General features: G+C 35.2%; 19 protein-coding genes and 1 pseudogene. 5 read left to right on the forward strand and 15 right to left on the reverse strand.

The genetic code is table 11. From position 1 onward, the window contains the following. Positions 1-223: 223 nt before the first annotated feature. Positions 224-427: an RNA chaperone/antiterminator CspA gene (gene cspA / locus DN393_RS05405; RefSeq protein ID WP_000301521.1), complete on the reverse strand. Its 204-nt coding sequence runs from the start codon at positions 425-427 to the stop codon at positions 224-226. A gap of 373 nt (positions 428-800) precedes the next feature. On the opposite strand from cspA, the gene DN393_RS05410 reads away from it, so the two are divergent. Beyond that, positions 801-1,592 (forward strand): phosphotransferase, encoded by a 792-nt coding sequence (locus DN393_RS05410; RefSeq protein WP_149173346.1) that lies wholly within the window; start codon positions 801-803, stop codon positions 1,590-1,592. Positions 1,593-1,683: 91 nt separating this feature from the next. On the opposite strand, the gene aceA is transcribed toward DN393_RS05410, so the two are convergent. The 12 genes and pseudogenes from aceA to DN393_RS05465 all read right to left on the reverse strand — a co-directional run bounded on the left by aceA (position 1,684) and on the right by DN393_RS05465 (position 13,519). Then, a complete protein-coding gene (gene aceA, locus DN393_RS05415) occupies positions 1,684-2,961 on the reverse strand; it encodes an isocitrate lyase (RefSeq protein ID WP_064476845.1) in 1,278 nt (425 codons plus the stop codon). A gap of 23 nt (positions 2,962-2,984) precedes the next feature. Then, positions 2,985-4,574, reverse strand: coding sequence for a malate synthase A (aceB, locus tag DN393_RS05420; RefSeq protein ID WP_064476846.1), 1,590 nt, complete (start codon positions 4,572-4,574; stop codon positions 2,985-2,987). 189 nt (positions 4,575-4,763) lie between these two features. Further along, positions 4,764-5,426, reverse strand: a complete 663-nt coding sequence (locus tag DN393_RS05425) for an S-layer homology domain-containing protein (protein WP_064476847.1) — start codon at positions 5,424-5,426, stop codon at positions 4,764-4,766. Positions 5,427-5,765: 339 nt separating this feature from the next. Then, positions 5,766-6,425 (reverse strand): S-layer homology domain-containing protein, encoded by a 660-nt coding sequence (locus tag DN393_RS05430; protein WP_064476848.1) that lies wholly within the window; start codon positions 6,423-6,425, stop codon positions 5,766-5,768. 451 nt (positions 6,426-6,876) lie between these two features. Beyond that, positions 6,877-7,548 carry an S-layer homology domain-containing protein gene (locus tag DN393_RS05435; protein WP_064476849.1) on the reverse strand — a complete coding sequence of 224 codons (672 nt, stop codon included), beginning with the start codon at positions 7,546-7,548 and terminating at the stop codon, positions 6,877-6,879. An 83-nt stretch (positions 7,549-7,631) separates the two neighbouring features. Beyond that, positions 7,632-8,534 carry a DMT family transporter gene (locus DN393_RS05440; protein ID WP_064476850.1) on the reverse strand — a complete coding sequence of 301 codons (903 nt, stop codon included), beginning with the start codon at positions 8,532-8,534 and terminating at the stop codon, positions 7,632-7,634. 212 nt (positions 8,535-8,746) lie between these two features. Further along, positions 8,747-9,700: a methyl-accepting chemotaxis protein gene (locus DN393_RS32595; protein ID WP_412678090.1), complete on the reverse strand. Its 954-nt coding sequence runs from the start codon at positions 9,698-9,700 to the stop codon at positions 8,747-8,749. Then, a pseudogene (locus DN393_RS32600) lies at positions 9,695-10,474 on the reverse strand (MCP four helix bundle domain-containing protein); the annotation flags it as partial. The pseudogene DN393_RS32600 and the gene DN393_RS32595, both read right to left, overlap by 6 nt. 135 nt (positions 10,475-10,609) lie before the next feature. Next, positions 10,610-11,878 (reverse strand): M48 family metallopeptidase, encoded by a 1,269-nt coding sequence (locus DN393_RS05450; RefSeq protein WP_142387420.1) that lies wholly within the window; start codon positions 11,876-11,878, stop codon positions 10,610-10,612. 134 nt (positions 11,879-12,012) lie between these two features. After that, positions 12,013-12,201 (reverse strand): hypothetical protein, encoded by a 189-nt coding sequence (locus tag DN393_RS05455; protein ID WP_064476853.1) that lies wholly within the window; start codon positions 12,199-12,201, stop codon positions 12,013-12,015. An 11-nt stretch (positions 12,202-12,212) separates the two neighbouring features. Next, positions 12,213-12,512, reverse strand: coding sequence for a hypothetical protein (locus DN393_RS05460; protein ID WP_064476854.1), 300 nt, complete (start codon positions 12,510-12,512; stop codon positions 12,213-12,215). 149 nt (positions 12,513-12,661) lie between these two features. After that, entirely contained in the window at positions 12,662-13,519 is an 858-nt protein-coding gene (locus DN393_RS05465; RefSeq protein ID WP_064476855.1) for a CPBP family intramembrane glutamic endopeptidase, read from the reverse strand. A 140-nt stretch (positions 13,520-13,659) separates the two neighbouring features. Here DN393_RS05465 and DN393_RS05470 point away from each other — a divergent pair, with 140 nt between their 5' ends. Further along, positions 13,660-14,364: a response regulator transcription factor gene (locus DN393_RS05470; RefSeq protein WP_149173347.1), complete on the forward strand. Its 705-nt coding sequence runs from the start codon at positions 13,660-13,662 to the stop codon at positions 14,362-14,364. A gap of 9 nt (positions 14,365-14,373) precedes the next feature. Continuing rightward, positions 14,374-16,116, forward strand: a complete 1,743-nt coding sequence (locus tag DN393_RS05475; RefSeq protein ID WP_098111241.1) for a sensor histidine kinase — start codon at positions 14,374-14,376, stop codon at positions 16,114-16,116. Between the two features lie 199 nt (positions 16,117-16,315). On the opposite strand, the gene DN393_RS05480 is transcribed toward DN393_RS05475, so the two are convergent. After that, positions 16,316-17,218: an AraC family transcriptional regulator gene (locus DN393_RS05480; RefSeq protein ID WP_088047854.1), complete on the reverse strand. Its 903-nt coding sequence runs from the start codon at positions 17,216-17,218 to the stop codon at positions 16,316-16,318. Between the two features lie 137 nt (positions 17,219-17,355). On the opposite strand from DN393_RS05480, the gene DN393_RS05490 reads away from it, so the two are divergent. Beyond that, a complete protein-coding gene (locus DN393_RS05490) occupies positions 17,356-17,841 on the forward strand; it encodes an RNA polymerase sigma factor (protein ID WP_064476859.1) in 486 nt (161 codons plus the stop codon). A 5-nt stretch (positions 17,842-17,846) separates the two neighbouring features. Then, positions 17,847-18,971, forward strand: a complete 1,125-nt coding sequence (locus tag DN393_RS05495; RefSeq protein WP_088047855.1) for an anti-sigma factor — start codon at positions 17,847-17,849, stop codon at positions 18,969-18,971. A gap of 35 nt (positions 18,972-19,006) precedes the next feature. Here DN393_RS05495 and DN393_RS05500 read toward each other — a convergent pair whose 3' ends face one another. After that, positions 19,007-19,984, reverse strand: a complete 978-nt coding sequence (locus tag DN393_RS05500) for an HD domain-containing protein (protein ID WP_088047856.1) — start codon at positions 19,982-19,984, stop codon at positions 19,007-19,009. Positions 19,985-20,281: the final 297 nt, after the last annotated feature.

Raw genomic sequence — 20,281 nt, forward strand, 5'->3', positions numbered from 1 at the left:
TCTTCTTCGTCCTCAAAAAAAATGACTATTTTTTCTTATTCATCTAAAACGGGCGAATAAGATTTCTTCAATCGTATTGTGTAGATCTTCTTTATTCCCGCTACGAACATCGAGTATGACTTCATTTGTATACTTTTCCCCAAACTATAATCATTATGCTCGTATATTACAACAAAAAAGGGATGGCAGCAGCCATCCCTTTTTTCCATAATAAACTATAAAATTATAGTTTGATTACGTTTTTAGCTTGAGGTCCACGGTTACCATCTTCGATTTCGAAGCTAACTTTTTGACCTTCTTCTAGAGATTTGAAACCTTCAGTTTCGATTGCAGAGAAATGTACGAATACATCGTTTTCGCCTGGAACTTCGATGAAACCGAATCCTTTTTCGTTGTTAAACCATTTTACTTGTCCTGTTACTGCCATAATTATTTCCTCCTAAAGAAAACACAATTTATTTTAGTCTTCCTGTATAAAAAAAGAATCCACACATTATCAAACACGAAACATAAACTAGTTCTCACATACTTTTTCTCGTTCGTTTTTCGGCACTTGATAATATATGGATTGCTTAATTTAACTATTCAACTGACTTCATCATAGCATACTTAAAATGAAATGTACAATCTTTTTTGAAAATAACTGACAAATTAAATTGATTATACATTCGTAAATAATTGATTTTAGTATGTGTGGATTTCACTATAAAGTGAACACAAACATCATTTGAACGCGATTACATCCCTTGTTCTGAAGTGTTACAATATAATCGTACAGTCGTTATATTGGAGGGGATTATATGTCAAACTACACCAACGAAGAAAAGCTTACAGGTGGAAATGTATCAAATGTGTATCGTTCTGAAAATACTGTTCGGCGAGAATTAAAGCCAGGCAGTGCAAAAATTCATACATTATTACAGCACTTAGAAAACAAAGGATTTCATCATGCTCCAAAGTTTTTAGGTGTAGATGAAAAAGATAGAGAGATTTTATCCTTTATTGAAGGAGACGCTGGGAATTATCCTTTAAAAGAATATATGCGATCTAATGATGCTTTAAAGGAAATAGCAAAGATGCTCCGCCTTTATCATGATGCGGTAAGTGACTTTCCCTTATCAGATGAATGGCAACCGATGGATCTTACTCCAAATAACATTGAGGTTATTTGCCATAACGATTTTGCTGTATATAACATTATTTTTAATGACGAGAAACCAGTAGGTATTATTGATTTCGATGTTGCTGCTCCTGGTCCAAGAATTTGGGATATCGCTTATACGCTTTATACTTGTGTACCTTTAAGTAGAGTGTATTATACAGAATCGGGTGAGGCAGTTCATTATGAATCGGTACAACATGCTAGCCGTATGAAAGAAAGAGTGAAATTGTTTGTCCAGTCCTACGGTAAAAGTATGGACGAAGACTACTTAGGAATAGTGTTACTACGATTAGAAGCATTATGTACATATATGAAAAGAAAAGCACAAGAAGGCGACTTGAATTTCAAAAGAATGATTGATGAAGGACATTTAGAGCATTATGAGAAAGATATGAAGTTTATTCGCGATCATAGAGCTGAGTGGATTTAATAATATCGTCTTTTTTGTCTGTAAGTCGATATATGTGAAAAATCGTTCCGAAAATAAAAAGGGGCACCCTTCAAAAAGGGGCCCCTTCCTTTTATTTCGTAAACTGTGCTTCTTCTGTAGATCCTTTTAGCGCTGTCGTCGATGAAGTACCACCTGTAATAACTTGTGCTACTTCATCAAAGTAACCTGTTCCTACTTCGCGTTGGTGACGAGTTGCAGAGTAGCCGTGTTTTTCTGCTGCGAATTCTGCTTGTTGTAGTTCAGAGTACGCTGCCATGCCGCGCTCTTTATAGCCACGTGCTAATTCAAACATGCCGTAGTTTAATGAGTGGAATCCAGCTAGTGTTACGAACTGGAACTTATAACCGTAAGATGCGATTTCTTTTTGGAAGCTTGCAATTGTTTTTTCATCTAATTTTTGTTTCCAGTTGAATGAAGGTGAACAGTTATATGCAAGTAATTTCCCTGGATGCTCTTTATGAATTGCGTCCGCAAATCGTTTTGCATCTTCTAAATTTGGTTCAGATGTTTCACACCAAACGAGATCTGCATAAGGAGCATATGCTAAACCACGTGCAATTGCTTGATCAAGACCTGCTTTCGTACGGTAAAATCCTTCTGGAGTTCTTTCTCCTGTAATAAATGCTTTATCAACCGGATCGATATCGCTCGTAATTAAATCTGCTGCATCCGCATCTGTTCTTGCAACGATAATTGTCGGCACTCCCATTACGTCTGCTGCAAGGCGTGCCGAGATTAAATTACGCACCGCTGTTTGCGTTGGTAGTAATACTTTTCCGCCTAAATGGCCGCATTTTTTCTCTGAAGATAATTGATCTTCAAAGTGCACACCTGATGCACCCGCTTCAATCATACCTTTCATCAGTTCAAATACGTTTAATTGTCCGCCAAATCCAGCTTCTGCATCTGCTACAATCGGTACGAAATAATCTGTATCACCACTTCCTTCCATATGCTGAATTTGATCCGCACGTTGAAGTGTTTGATTAATTCGTTTTACTACAGCAGGTACGCTGTTCGCTGGATATAAACTTTGGTCTGGATACATATGTCCAGAAAGGTTCGCATCCGCAGCGACTTGCCATCCACTTAAATAAATTGCTTTTAGCCCAGCTTTCACTTGTTGCATCGCTTGGTTTCCTGTTAATGCGCCAAGTGCGTTAATATAATCTTCCGTATGAAGCGATGACCAAAGCTTTTCAGCACCGCGGCGCGCTAATGTATGTTCAATATCAATTGACCCGCGCAAGCGAATTACATCTTCTGCCGAATATGGACGTGTAATCCCTTTCCAGCGCGTATCTAGTTCCCAGCTCTCTTGTAATTTCTCGATTCTTTCGTTTTTCATTTGTTCCATCCCCTTTTTGTTTTTTATAAAATTTCATAACCCGGTAATGTTAAAAATGGTACGAATTCATCATTCCGAACGAGATTTGTAAACAACGTTGTCGCCTCTTGGAATCTCCCTTTCTTAAAGGCTTCTTTACCAATCTCTCTTTCTATTTTTGCTAATTCTTCTTCTTTTAGCTCTTCCATCAATTCAAACGTAATATTACGACCATCATTTAGCTTTCCACCTTCATGACGAATCCATTGCCATACTTGTGCCCTAGAAATTTCCGCTGTTGCAGCATCTTCCATTAAGTTATAAATGGGTGCTGCTCCCCGTCCGCTTAACCAAGATGCAATATATTGAATACCTACGCTAATATTTAGGCGAAGCCCATTTTCTGTAATCGTTCCCACTGGTACTTCTAATAAATCCTTTTCTGTAACATGTATTTCTTCACGTTTTCTAAAAATTTGATTCGGTGTTTTCATAATGTGATTAAATACTTCCATCGCGACTGGTACAAGTCCCGGGTGGGCAACCCATGTCCCATCATGACCGTCTAAAGCTTCGCGCTCCTTATCTGCACGCACTTTTTCAAAAGCTGCTTCATTCGCTTCTGGATTGTTTTTAATCGGAATTTGTGCTGCCATTCCTCCAATAGCTGGTGCATTACGACGGTGACACGTTTGAATGACTTTCAAAGAATACGCGCGCATAAATGGCGCCGTCATCGTGACTTGCGCTCTATCTGGAAGCAAAAATTCATTATGATTACGGAAACTCTTTAGAAAGCTGAAAATATAATCCCATCTTCCGCAATTTAACCCAGCAGAATGATCTTTAAGCTCATACAAAATTTCATCCATTTCAAACGAAGCGTGAATCGTTTCCAGTAACACCGTCGCTTTAATCGTTCCGTTTGGAATACCGATATATTTTTGAGCAAATACGAAAACATCATTCCATAACCTTGCTTCTAAATGGCTTTCCATTTTCGGTAAGTAAAAGTATGGACCGCTTCCTTTTGCTAAAAGAGCCTTTGCATTATGGAAAAAATAAAGTCCGAAATCTACTAAGCTACCAGACATATTCTTCCCATCAACTTGCATATGTTTTTCTTCTAAATGCCATCCTCTTGGACGCACAATTAATACTGCTGTTTTACTATTTAAACGATATTCTTTTCCGTTTTCATTTTTATGTGAAATCGTTCCCCGCACTGCATCTCGTAAATTTATTTGACCTTCAATCGCATTTTCCCAAGTTGGTGAATTCGAATCTTCGAAATCTGCCATAAAAAGATGCGCTCCTGAATTTAAAGCGTTAATAACCATCTTTCTATCCACTGGTCCAGTAATCTCTACGCGGCGATCCTCTAAATCTTTTGGCAATTTGGCAATTGTCCAGTCCGCTTCACGAATGTGCTTTGTTTCTTCTAAAAACTTCGGAAACTTTCCTGCATCAATTCTCTTTTGTTTCTCCGCACGCTTTTGTAAAAGTTCTATGCGGCGCTCATTGAAATTTTCATGTAGTTCCTTCAAAAAACTAAGCGCCTCAGGTGTCAATATTTCATTGTACGCTGGTAACATTCCTCCGGGCAATGTAACCCGTGAAGTTTGCGTCGACATATTAGCATCCCCTTCTTAAACTGTTTTATAACAGATTTGATTTTATGTTTTATATTATATAACAAATCTTCAGAAAAGGAAGTTTTTTTTGAAAATTTAATCGTTTTTTTATAAAACTGTATTCTTTTACCGGTATTACACATAAAAAAAGAAGCCAATGTTATACAACACTAGCTCCTTCTTTATTATTTATTTAAACATTGAATTAAATAAGAACTGCGCATATTGTTCACGTGTTACTTTCATGTTCGGAGCGAAGTTACCCTTTCCATCTCCTACTGAAATACCATTTGAACCTACTGCATTAATCGCATTTTCTGCCCAATGTCCCTTTGGTACATCTTTAAATGTTGCTGTTCCTTGTACTTGTAATCCAAATGCTCTTGTAAGAACTTGCGCCATTTCTGCACGTGTTAACGTAGCTTTTGGTCTGAAGTTTCCATTCTCGTCACCTGTAAAGATACCTAATTCTGTTACTGCTAACACTTCAAAAGGAAACATCGTTGAGTTATCATCAACAATATCATTATATGGGCTTTCTAATACCTCATCTTCACCAAATTCTTCATCAAGATCTAGTGCGCGATAAATTAAAGCGGCTACTTGTTCACGATTTACGTTATGTCCAAAACCGAACACACCATTTCCGTAACCAAGCATAATTTCATGTTCTGCTAAAGTTTGAATTGCTTTATAAGACCAATGTCCTGCTGGTACATCTTTAAAGATAACTGGACTTGCTTGTTGTGGCTTTGCAGCTAATTCAGCTTTTGCTGTATTCCCCTCAGCACTAAATGCTACTCCACCCATAATTGTTAAAGCTGTTGCTACTTTTAAAATTTTTTTCTTCAAAGTATTCTCTCCCTAAAAACATATTTTTTTCTAATATAAAGAATTAACGAAAGCGTAACAATACAATTCCCATGTGATTTTTGTCTAATTTATGAACTATATTTCATATACTTTTATTTACACTCTATTAATAATAAAGTTACTAAATCGTATATTTAAGCAAGAAAAAGTTACTTTATTCAACCTCTTCTTATCCACTAAATTCCAACAAATAAATTATGAACAGAAAATCGATATACTTATAAATAATATAAAACAAGAAAAAAGCGTGGGATTTCCGCGCTTTTTTCTTGTTTTATATTATATTGATATATTTTAAATGTCCTTATATTTTAACTTTTATTCATAATCTTCATCTTTTACAGGAAAATAAAAAACAGCTTTATTTAAAAACGTTGCATATTGCTCACGTGTTACAACTGTATTCGGTTCAAATTTCCCATTTCCTGTTCCTACTATGACATGATTAGACTGCAGTGCACTAATCGCATTTTTTGCCCAATGATTATTTGGTACATCTTTAAATGTATGGTTTTTCTTTACCTCAAATGTAAATGCCTTCGTAAGAATTTGCGCCATTTCTGCACGTGTCACAGGTGCGGCTGGTCTAAAGTTTCCTTTTTCATCACCTTCAAAAATACCATGCTTTGTTAATACTAAAATTTCATCTAAAAACATTGTTGCCCTCTCAGAAATATCTTTGTATGGATTTTTTAAAGGTCCTTCTTTTTTCAAATTCAATGTACGATAGAGTACTGCTGCTACTTGTTCTCGTGTTACATTATCTCCTACACCAAACTTACCATTTCCATAGCCTAACATTACTTTATTGTATACTACGTCCATTATATCGTCATATGCCCAGTGGTTTACTGGAACATCATCAAAAACAATCATTTCTGGATATTCTTCTGCTTTTACGTTTGGAACATTTGTACTTACAAACAAGCCGCCCATAATAGTTACCGTTGCCATTATACGTAACATGTTCTTCTTCATTGCCCTCTCCCCTTTATCTCCATTTGAAAAAACGGAAAATAATAGACTGCAATCCTTTCCAATATTACATATGTTGCCTTCGCACCCATTATGCAATATATTACATTTAAAAAATCTATTATTGTGAAAATCACTACTAAAGGAGAGCCAATTCGCTCTCAATTTCAATTTTTATACCGAATTGTACGCAAATCATTTCCCTTTCCTATGGTCATTTAAAGGTGTTTCTATACATTAAATATTCTACTTTCTAAAAAAGAAATCCTTCACATTTTAAAAGTTCATTTTCTAGACAAAAAACGCAAATATATGTTGTTACTCCTTATATATCGACGTTTCGACAAAGAATATCCACTGGACTACAACATACGAAAATAAGAACCTATCTATTAATAAAAGCCCATAATGAGCGAAGGATGTCTCCTCTACAAATTATGAGCTTTCTCTTTATCTATTCCATTTTCCCTGGAGAATTATCAATTGATCGTTGTAAAAACTTCGCAAATTGCCCGCGTGTAACGAGCATTTCAGGCTCGAACTTGCCATTTCCCGTTCCTACCGCTACATTATTAGACTGTAATGCGCTAATTGCATCTCTTGCCCAATGGTTTTCTGGTATATCTGTAAATGTATGTGGACTCTTTGTTTTCAACTCATATGCTTTCGTTAAAATTTGTGCTAATTCTGCACGAGTCAGTGTATCTTTCGGACGGAAATTTCCATTTTCATCTCCTTTAAAAATACCAATATTCGTTAAATGTAAAATTTCGTAAGGAAACATTGTCGATTTCCCACTAATATCTCCATATGGATTTTCATTAAACACACTACGCTTTAAATGAAGTGCACGATGTAATACTGCCGCCGCCTGTTCGCGTGTTATATTATCTTCTGTCCCAAACTTACCATTTCCATACCCATACATAATGCGATGATATACTAAATTCGTAATTTCATCATATGCCCAATGACCTGTTGTTACATCATCAAACTCTATCATAATATTAGGACCAGATTTTTCGATAACATCTGTATTTGCAGACACGCCATTTGCACCTACAAATATTCCTCCCATTAAAGTTAACGATGTCGCTACCTTTACTAGCTTTTTCATCTCTCTCATCTACCTTTTCCTTTATTTTCCTATCTTTTATATTGTACAAAAAATAAAAAAATTTCCAATAGAATACACCTAATTATTTACAATTAAGAATACAAACTTTCTTTTACCGCTATTTTTTCGTCCTTTGTTTTTCGAAAAGTAAATGCCATTCCTACAAATATAAGAACAATCCCTACTACTTGCATACTAGTTGGTCTAAATCCTGTAAACACTGTATCTAATAGGATTGCAACCGCAGGATCTAAAAACACCAATACAGAAATTAATCTCGTCGATAAACCTCTTAAACTGTCAAAAAATAAGTAATATACAAATCCCGTATGTATAAGTCCTGTCGCTGTGATCATCATCCAGTTCATCTCTGTTAACCCTTGAAACTTGCCAAAATCTACGAATGGTAGCAATAAAAATATACCTAAAAATGTTTGTAAAAAGGTCATTGCATATGCGCTCGTATGCTGAATTCCTTTTCCTAATAAAGTAGTAAAAGCATAAAATAAAGCTGCAAGAAGTGCCCATACCATTCCAGACGACATCAGTTTTTCGAGCGATAGACTTCCATCTATTCCAGCTACTAAAACGGTACCGATAAAACAAATGACAATGGACATAACCGCAAACACTGTAAGCCTTTCTTTAAATACAATACTACCAATCATTAATACGATAATGGGTGCAAGATGATAAACTGAAATCGCAATTGTAATCGACATCACTTCAAACGCTTTAAATAAAAATACCCAGTTAAAAACGAGAAATACACCGCATGCTAATATTTGCATTACTTCTTTTTTATTCCATTTCTCACTTTTATACTGTCCTGTTACGAGCCAACATAATGCTAAAAATATAGTCGCACAAATGCAACGAACGAATACTAATTCAAAAGACGGTAAACCTGTTTGAACAGAAAAAAATCCAATTGATCCGAAAATAGACATCGAAAGGATCATTTTTATAGCCGGCATTGATTTTTTATTGAACACCCTTTCTCTCCTCCTATAACCTACCTTTTACAAACGAAAAATCTCCAAAACATTACGTATTATTATATATTAGAATTGGAAAATTGTAAAAAATTAGAATATACAAAATAGTACCCGCACAAAATTCCCATAAAAAAATCATCCTTTTTTACATAGGATGATCTTTTTATTCATTGAGAAGAATTTTTCCATATTAAAACTTAAATATACTACTACTTTTGAAGAGTAAATTGGGCAACTATTTGTTTTAATCCTCCGGCTGCATTATGCATATGTTCAATTGAAACCGAGATCTCTTGAACAGATTTTTCTTGCTGTTGAATAGACTCTTTTACCCTATCAGTTCGGTCAGATGATCTTTGGGAAATTTGAGCCATGTCTTCTGCAGAAGCCGAAATCTCTTCACTACTCGCTGCAATTTCATCTGTAGACATAGATACCGTTTGAATTTGCTCAGATACTTGCTGTACTTTTTCTGTAATTTTTCCAAATACTTTTTCTGTATGCATTACTACTTGTGTACCTGCCTGTACCTCATTATCTACTTTCCCCATCATATGTACCGTATGGTTCGTTGTTCCCATAACTTGAGTAATAAGCTTCTCAATTTGTTTTGCAGAATCACTAGATTGTTCTGCTAATTTTCTTACTTCATCTGCCACAATTGCAAATCCTCTACCACTTTCCCCAGCACGTGCAGCCTCAATTGCGGCGTTTAATGCTAATAAGTTAATCTGAGAGGTAATACCTTGCATAACATCAATGATTTTAACAATTTCTTCTGATTGTTCTTTCATAGTCTCTACTTGTTTCACACCGCTATGTACTGAATTTTGGATTGTATCCATCTGTTGAATCATTTGTTTCATTAATTTGTTACCACTCTCTGCATCTAATGCTGATTGAGCAGACAATTCATTTACAGAGGATGATGTATTCACTATGCTCTGCATTCCTTGTGTCAACTCTTCCATCGCACCCGCAGTTTGCTCCATTGCTTGCATTTGACTCTCTGCGCCATTTGCAACTTCTTCAATATCTATAGTGATTTTCTTCGCTGCACCACTAGATACTTCCGATGCAGATACTACTCCGTCTGCATGTTGGAATAAAAGCTGAATATTATTCTCTATTTCTTGCATATTCGTTCTTAGCCCTGCAATCATTTCGTTAAAATCACTTACTAATACACCTAATTCATCTTTAGCATTATACTCACCATGTACAGTTAAATCTCCTTCTTTTGCTCTTTCCATCATACGACTAACCGTTTGTAAAGGAGCAACTATAAGCTTGCTAATAATATAGCTTACTATACATATAATGATTGTAGTAACTACTACAAGAATGATAAAAGTAATAACGGACCGATCTATCATTTTTTGAGAATCTTTAAATACTTGGTCAGCTAAATTTGAAACATACGCTTCTAGATCTACAGCATAACTAGCTAACTCTACTCCCTTCGGTTTTAATTCCTTATGAAATTCGTTTACCATTTGAGATTCATTTGTTCCCTTCGCTTTGTCAAACAACTTCTTATATGTCTCCATATAACTTGGCAAAGATTTCTTCATCTTCTGAAACAGTTCATCCTCTTGCTTACTTAAATTGAAGCCATCATCATATTCTTTTAATAAAGAATCATATTTTTCAAGATCCTTTTCAATATTACCAATAATCCCCTCTTTATTTGTCCCCTCATTTGGTGACGCTGTAATTAATTCTAGTAAGTTATACTCTAGTGAATTTTGTGTACGAAGCATTCCTTCTAATAAAACTACAGAATGTTGATAATCATCTACTACAACCTCTGTATCATGCTTAATCTTGTTAATAGAATTAATTGCTACGCAGCTCATAATTACCATGCTCAATACTGCTAATGAAATAAGCGATAATAATTTATATTTCACTTTTAAATTTTTTAAAAAATACATTTTTTCACCTTTATTCCTTTATATATAGATTTTTAGAATTTTATAGCTTATTATTTACAAAATCACAATAAAAAGCAATGATAAATATTCCCAATACCAAACTTATATTTCTATAAAAAAGAAGTAGCATAATCGCTACTTCTTGTTTTTTTGTTTCTCATATTGTTCAAACGTATGAATTCTTTCGAAAATCGGTGGATGTGTGTATAAGAAAAATTTTACTAACGCAGGTGGATTCACTTGGCTTAAGCTTGTTTTTGATAAATATTGAAACGTTCTCACACCAGATTTTCCATCTTTCGTCATATTTAAAGCATATTGATCTGCCGCTCGTTCTTCTATTCGTGAAACGTAGTTTGTTGCTGGTTGTGATGCAAAAGAGAATACAGAAGAAATTAAGAAAAATAAAGGTAAAATTGAAAAACATGCTACTTTTGAAATTTGCAGCGTACCTCCCCATTTTCGAATACACATATTTATAATACGGCTAATGAGATACATCCCTATAAACGATAGCAACATATAACTCGCTACGCCCCAATATATATGTTTCATAACATAATGTCCCATTTCATGGGCCATTATAAATAAAATCTCTTTATCTTTTAATTGCTTAAGCGTTGTATCCCACATTACAATACGGGCGTTAGGGCCAATTCCTGTTACATATGCATTTAACGCATTCGTTTTTTCCGACATATTTACTTCATATACATGTTTAGCTGGAATATCAGCTTTATCTGCTATCGCTAAAATTTTCGTTTCTAATTCTTTATTTTGCAGCGTCGAGAAGTCGTTATACAGTGGATCAATAACGACAGGCTGTATGAATGTTAAAAAGATTGTAAATGGAACAGAGAGTGCCCATCCTGCTAGCCACCATCTCTTCGGAAATTTACGGATAAGCCATAGAAGAACGGCAACTACAATTAACATCGTCGCATAACTTTCCCAAAAACCGATAACGTGATCTTTTATCCAGCTTTGTGTACTTTGCGTTGAAATGCCATAATCAACGGACACTTTTCGGCTAATCCATTGCATCGGCAGGGCAAGAACTGTTGTGAGTAGTGATAAATAAAAGAAATAAATCGCAACTTGCAGGACACTTATTTTCGTCGTTTCCTTCGACCATTTCTCAAACTTTCTTGAAACACCGAGCACAAGTACAAATAATAAAATAATCCATTCAAGAGGCGTCGCTAAAAAGTACAGTAAATTTTTCACGCGCGAATAATCTTGGCTTAGCGTAAGCTCTCTTGCATTCATAAACGTTTCTGGATCTGCACTCGTTCCTTTATACATGTCCGGAATAAGTTCATGATTCCATCCAAATAAATACCAATATATAAGCAATGCAAACCCAACGTACAAAAAAAGCGACCACCCAATAACCTTCCTCACGCTATTCCCTCCTCTATGCTGCCTGTCTATTATTATTGTAAGTTCGTACATGCTAAATTAGAACAAGCTTATTACGCGAATTGCTCGAGAGCCTTCTAGTTATATAAAAAAACTCTTCTACAAAAAGAAGAGTTTTACCTACCTTTAGACACTTTCTTCGGTTCATAATCTGGGATAAGAAATATACTTACAACCCAACATATGAAACCAGCGCCTTTTATATAGCGTATATATTCATAGTCCTGAAAAAATAACGTCGTTACAATAAGCGTAAAAAATCCAATTAAAACTAGTACGTATCCTATTTGCTTCTTACATAACATAACGTGCCCCCTTAAGGAAGTACATCCATCAATAGACTAAAATCTTGTAAAGAAAAAGAACTATATTTCATAATACCTTGTACAGCTAAAAGTAAAATTAGACCGGTCACACACATATAATTAATGCTTTCTTCACTCTTTTTTTCAGCAACTATTCCGCCGCTTATACATAATATTCCTAACAAATGGAGTGCTAAATACATAAAGAAATAAGCTTCCTCCCAGCGAAGAATAACATTGACTGTCGTTATCAGCACAATACTAAGCAAAATCAAATAAAAAAACTTATTTGATGATATTGTTTCATTCATATAATTTTATACATCCCTTTCAATTGCCTTATTCATCTCATTTATCCCGCTATTTGCGGGCAGTAAAACTCCCACATCAAAATTCAGTTGGAGCAAAGAAGTTAGGTCAGAGTCGAGCTGTCCGTAAACGCCAGATTGATGATGGCTAATTATAGTTTCACTTTATCCCCCACTACATCTGAAAAACTCTTTTCTTGCTCTACATATATAGCTGGCATTTCTTTACTCCAATATTTGCGGTTAACAAATAAAAAGATGAGTACTAAGTTTAATCCCGTTATAAAAATAATTAGTCCTGGAAAGAACGTCGTATAATTTGAGAAATCTGCAAAACTCATTATCTCTTCTTTATTTATTAGAAAAGAAGCACCGATTACAAATGCATTGTTTAACATGTGAATAGCAATTGGCATGAGTAAACTATTCGTACGAATATATACGATCGATAGTACAACGCTAAATACAACTGCGCCTAGGAAATCAACATGTAGCAACGCAAACAACATCGCTACTACAATGATCGCTATACTCGTTCCCCATTTTGCTGCAAAGCGTTGCAGTAAAAATCCGCGAAAAACAAATTCACCAATAATTGGTGCGATGAATACGACCATAATAACTTGATATACATAGCCCCCTGTACTATCTATAATCGGTTCACGTAATGCGTTCATAATAAATTCCGGTGTAATCCACGCAAAGCTATACATGTACAAAATAAGATACCCGTAACTAAATACGCATAACATAATCGCAATGTATAAAACTTGCACCAGGTTAAATGTTTCATTTTTATTAACAAATAATGAAAAGGAAACACGGTGTTTTCTATACTCATAAAAAATCCATGTAATCGGAAGGATGTAGAATATAAGAATATTTATAAAAGCAGAATTTTGCATATGAAATGTATTTTCTATCAATTCATTACTGACTCTTGCAACTAAAGTTAATAGTGCAAATACAATTAAAAAATATCTAGCTCGCATCGTTTGAAACGGATTCACACTCTTCTCCTCCCCTATGTTACTTTTATCATATCATTTGATTCTTAATTTTTTGCGAAAGAAAACCTTAAAATTTCCTTAAAAATTCCATAAGTTACAGAAAGATGATATGATATTCGAGGAAATTAGGAGGGATTTTTATGTATGAAGCAAATATTTTGCTCGTTGATGATGAAACAGCAATTTTACAATTACTAACTACCATTCTTGAAAAAGAAGGTTTTTCTCATATTACAACTGCAACATCCGCTGAAATAGCTTTATCTCTCACCGAGCAAAACGATTACGATTTAATTATTTTAGATGTCATGCTTCCTGGACAATCTGGTTTTGATATTTGTCCAATCATTCGCCAAAAAACCGATTGTCCTATTTTCTTCCTCACAGCCAAAACATCTGATTTAGATAAAATATCTGGATTTTCACACGGTGCAGATGATTATATTACGAAGCCATTTAATCCACTTGAAGTAGTCGCTCGTATGAAAGCACAACTCCGAAGACATATGAAACAAGCAGTACCACACGAACAAAAAGCAAACTTCAGTTCATTTGGTAGATTTGAAATTGATCGATATTCCGCAGAGCTTACAGTAGGTGGACATGTTGTCGAATGTTCCGCCCAGCTATTTCAGCTACTACTCTTCTTTTGCGAGAATCCGAACTACGTATTTTCGAAAGAAGAAATATACGAAAAAGTTTGGGGAGCACCTGCCTATAATGGCGATGATAATACCGTTATGGTTCACATTCGAAAACTACGTGAAAAAATTGAACAAGACCCAAGTAAACCAGAATATATAAAAACCGTTCGAGGACTTGGCTATAAGTTCATTACAAAGTAGGGTGACGATATGAATTTTAATAAACGACTTATTATCCAGTTTATCATGCAACACGTATTTGTTTTAGTTACATTACTGCTTGCTGTAGTAGCTGCTTTCACTTATTTAATTTTCCTTGTTACTAGTACTTCATACGAACCGAATATTCCAGATGCTGATAATTTTATGATTTCAAAATATATCTCTTCAGAAGATGGCGATATTTCGTTAAAAGCTGAAGTAAAAGACCTAATTAAAGAAAAAAATGATTGGATTCAAGTTGTAGCGGAAAACGGAAAAGTTCTCTATCACTTTAATACGCCGATTGACGTACCGACATCTTATACGAAAACATCTTTATTCTCGTATATACAGAATCATATAGAAAGCCCTTATACATTTACATATTGGGAAATTGAACTAGAAGAAAAGAACGTACTTGTTATATACGGCGGTATGTTAAAAAGCAATGTATTACTGAAAACAATCCAGAAAGAGCACCCGTCTGTATCTACGGATTCGTTCACATTAACAGAAGAAGAAAAACAGTTACTTTCTAAAGAAAAAGCAGCACTTCAAATCTTTAATAGTGATGGCGAAGAAGTATTCTCCTATCCAGCTGGAAAGAAAAAAACGTTTTCTGCCATACAAGCTGCTCTTAGCGAAAAGGAACCGTGGAATCATAAAGAAAACACGTCTAGCTTTTACGAAACAAATAGCAATCATCTTCTTGTTGTAACTGCCAAAAATGAGTACTACTATCCAGATGATGAAATAGACGATGTATTTACTAAAAAGTTTCTAATCGGATGCGGATTAATCCTTCTTATCGTATTTGTTTATTTAGTCATTCTTTCTATTTGGTACGGTAATAAATTTGGAAAACCGTTACTCCATGCGATGCGCTGGCTTAAAAACATCGCTGGTGGAAAGTACGAAGAACCTGTTAGTAAAAAAGGGAAACCTGTCAGGTTCCGGCGATCTGGGAAAGAAAAATGGTCATTCCGCTTATTTAGTGATGTAACAAATTCACTAGAGCATCTTTCTATTACACTCAAAAAAAATGATGCAATGAGGCAAGTACTGCAGCAAACACGTGAAGAATGGATTACCGGTCTAACGCACGATTTAAAAACACCACTTAGTTCTATATATGGCTACGCATTATTACTAGAATCACAGCAGTACAACTGGACTGATCGCGACATTCAACAATTCGGCAGCGTTATGAAAGAGAAATCTCAATATATGACGACATTAATCGATGACTTAAGCTTAACGTATCAATTAAAAAATAACAGTCTTCCTGCGCAGCACGTAAACATTGAAATGAATCAATTCGTCCAAAAAGTATTATTACAATTTATTAATAATCCGACACTTCAAAATCAAAATATTGAATTCGTACCGAGCTCAAATAAAATTCAATATTTCATTGAAGAAAAATGGTTCCAGCGTATTATCGAAAACTTACTCGTAAACGCTGTAAAACATAATAATGAAACGACAAATGTGAGCGTAAAACTTTCCCAAAACGCTACTTCATTTACACTCTCTATTTCAGATAATGGAAAAGGAATGGATGACAAAACGAAAGAACTTCTATTTGAGCGATATTACAGAGGAACAAATACAGAAGAAAGCAACATCGGAACGGGGCTTGGCCTCGCCATTACGAAACAGCTCGTTCATGCTCATAACGGAACGATTTCTATTGATAGCGAACTTGGAAAAGGAACAACGATTATACTTGTGTTCCCGTTTCATTCGTAGAAAAGACGCTATGTGGCGTCTTTTTTTTGGCGGAGTTCAGAGGTAAGTGAAATTATATCGGTGATTTTTCAAATATATCGGAGCAACTCAAAATATATCCGCGGTTTTCAAGATATATCGACTTACCGACAAAAATCATCAAATATAGCAACCTATATGAAAGAAAAGCGAACCACTCAGTGGCTCGCTTTTCTTTCTATTATTTCTTCTTCACCGGTATCCAAAGTTCAATTTGAGCGAACTCACTTTTATCTGCATGGGAACGCTCATCGTATAGTTCAAATTCATTAACGCCGCAATGTTCGTATCCTGAATGCGGGAACCATTCTGAAAATACCGCATTCCACGTTTGGTGGATAGACGATACCATTTCGTCATGAGGAACTTTCGGCGTTGTAAATACAGCATATGTCGCTGCTGGGAAAGTACGCTTCGCAACTCCATTTGGTACATTTTCAAATCCTGTAACTTCCATTCCAATTATATAAGTGAAGTCCCCTGTTTCTAAATTAAAATCAGTACATAATCCAAGCTCTACCCATTGGCTCGTATCTTTACGATTCGGAATTGTCGTTCCAAGATCTTTCTGTAAATATTCTTGCCAAAATGCTGGGATGTCTTGATGGTTTTTCCCTTCTTTACTTGTCGTCTTCAGCTCATAACCCGCCACTAAAAATTCTGGTTTATTTACAATACGATATTCCATTTGTATGCCTCCTAAATACGGATTTAATTTTCTTTGCTTTACATTCACGCTGTAATACATCGGTGTTTCAATTTCTTGTTTTCGATATTCACTCGGTGTCATTTGAAATATTTTTTTAAAGGCTCTCGTGAACGTTTCATGAGATTGAAAGCCATGCTCAAATGCAATATCAATAACTTTTTCATCCGTATGAGAAAGTTGATAAGCTGCCCGAGCTAACCTCCTCTTTCGAACATACTCCATTACTGTATCACCTACTAACGCCTGAAATACACGATGAAAATGCGACTCAGAAAAACCTGCAATACGCGCTAAATTACGCAGCGTCTGTTTTTCCATTACATCTTCTTCAATATAATCAATTGACCTTTGAATTTGTGTCTCATAGCTTTCCATCTCTGTTCACCCGCCTTATATGTATTATGATAAAAGAGAATCCTATCCAATTCTTGACGTTTTTTACTATAATTCCATGAAAAATTGTAACTTTTTTATATGTATTTCGTTGTTATGTATGAAGGGAGGGAAATGTAGTGAAACGCAAACAATCATTAGAAGAAATTTACTCCGAACATATGCAAGATTTATTTCGCTATCTTCTCTCCCTAACCGGAGATTCCCACTACGCGGAAGATCTCATGCAAGAAACATTTTATCGAATGCTCGTCCATATTGACTATTATAAAGGAGAAGAAATTAGGCCTTGGTTATTTACGATTGCCTACAACGCCTTTATCGATTGGTATCGAAAAGAAAAAAGATATAAAACAACGACAATTGCAGAATTCCATTTACCAAACGTACCAAGTACAGAGCACTCTTATTTCGTAAAACACGAGATTGCTAGTTGGTTAGACAGTTTATCTGCTCTTCCTCTTGAAAGACGCAATGTGTTACTACTACGAGATTACTACGAATTCTCGTATAAGGAAATAGCCGAAATGACTGGTCTCTCACTAGCGAAAGTAAAAATTGAATTACACCGGGGACGAAAAGAAACGAAAAGCATAAAGGAGTGATAGGGATGGGTTGTACAAAGTTTAAAAAACTATGGAAGAAGTACGAAAATGGAACACTTACGCATGATGAACAGGAGCTGTTAGAAAATCATATTGAAACATGTGAAAAGTGTGAAGCTTACTTAGATGAGTTGCTTTCGAAGAGTGAACCGATAAAGAAAAGACTACCACCACAAAATCTTAAAATCTCATTTTGGAAAATAAAATGGAAACAGCGTTGGCAAACCGTTAGTTTTGTCCTTGCTGTTTGTATAGCAATCTATTTTATTGGTCATTTTTCATCTTCCTTTTACTTCTATTCGAACGAAATGAAAAACTTCCGGAAAGTGGATGATATACCAGCACTCGCACTAGAAGCAACAATGCCAAATAGTCGTTCCGCTGGAGGAAATACGAAGGTTAAACCCTTCTTCCGTACAGAGACTGAAATGAATTTATATAAAACAATCGGCAAAAAAGAATTTCCAATTGGTACAGTAACAATGAGTAGTTTCTTATCATCTGTAACTGTCACAAATCAATCTTGGGAAAACAGAGCCTATTCAAAAAAACTTTCCTTTGTTCATCCAAAAATCAAGGAAGATGCTTCTTTGAAAGAATCATCTAAAAAAGTGTGGGATACACTTGGAAAGGTACATGAGGGAACCGTTGCAGAAGTAGCGCTATCGTTTGACAAACCTTACGCTTTACAAGAATTAGAATCAATTCTATATAGCGCATTTGAAGCACAAGAAATGCCGCCAACTCCTATATGGTACGCTTTAGACACAGGACAAGAGAGAATAAATGAAGACGATTTTATCTTGCATAGCGGAGAGGTTATCGGATTTCAAGAACATATAGATCTTCCTGATAGTGAAGCAGAACAACCGAAGACAAAAGAAGATGAAGTAATTGAAATGATGCGCATTCTTTCTGAATATAAAAAAACTGTGAGTGAAGCTACTCGGACTCGTGAAAAAGATCTGAACTTAGATAAGCGCTATCAGTATGTAAAAGATAACGGTGTAAAAGTATACGGCATTGTCATTACTGGTCCGTCGAAAGAGTTATTAAAATTACAAAACTCACCGCACGTGCGTTATGCGACTCTTGGAGATATTGAGGTTTGGAATTGGTTTGATTATTAATGAGAAAAAGGAGAGCAAAGTGATGCTCTCCTTTTTTAATCCGAAATCACTTTCACATACATCCCTCTCACCGCTTTTTCATAAGCGACCTCACTCATCTGTTTTATTCGTTCTGACACAACAGACGATGGAACAACTTCCCCTTCACGAAGTAATAGAGGATTAATAAGACGAACTTTATTTTTCTGATACAAATCATAATCGTTTCTATCTTCTTTTACTTTTACATTCGGATGAACTTTGCTTAATAAAGCATCTACTTCTGGCTCACTACATTGCTTCAATTTCGAAATTAGCTCATCATCTTCAAGAAGAAAATCATCTGCATGAATAACCTTTTTATGAAGAGCTAACTTTAACGTTTTCGCTAACATATCATTTCCGTAAATATTCATTGGCTTCATAAAGAAATCGATTACTTCTTTGTAATACGTTTCTGTAAACCACTCAGCCATTTCGATACTTTGAAGAACCATTTTCCCATCTACAGCGACGACATCCTCTAAAAAACTGTGAACTTCTTCTAACGGAATATACCCATATGTATACATATCTCGTAACGTATAATCCACTCTGTCTGCACATAATTCTGGTGCTGACCTTTCCAGTAACGTCCACTTCGAATCATCTAACAAAATATCTTCATAGTTATAACCATACTTTGAAAGAATCGCTGGAATTTCTGAGTTTTTCACAACAGAACTAAATATCTCCTCATGATAACTTTCATCCTCATTATGAAAAACGTAATCAATCACGTGGGAAAAAGCAGTATGTGATACGTCATGCAGTAAACCAGCAATTTGTTCTTCTACTGAACCACCAAGTTTCTTAATTAACAACATAACGCCAACTGAATGATCAAAGCGCGTTACATTCCATTTCTCGTTCATTAAATAACTTGCACCGGCTTGATGAATACCTTTCAGCCTTTGCACAGACTTACTTAAAATTAATTCTTCTACTACTCGATCTACTTCAAACTCACCGTATAGTACATCTGATATGATCACTTATAATCCCCCTTTATTTCAGCCTAGTCTTATAATCGTACCTCTTTTATGAAATCAACATCAATATAAATATCAAATCTAAATATATTGATGTTTAGTTTTTAATATTGTATATTATACATGTCTGTTATTTCTGTTATTTCTGTTATTTCTTTTAATTCATTTTTTATTGAGTGCTCCTTATATGGAGCCTTTTTTTATTGAAAAATATGGGGACTTTCATTCCAAATCGTGAACAGGACGCTAGAAATAGAAACGTACATATTCCGGCGATAAAAAGGATAATATTGCCAGTTT

It is taken from the genome of Bacillus sp. BPN334, from assembly GCF_008368885.1.
Lineage (GTDB): Bacteria > Bacillota > Bacilli > Bacillales > Bacillaceae_G > Bacillus_A > Bacillus_A wiedmannii.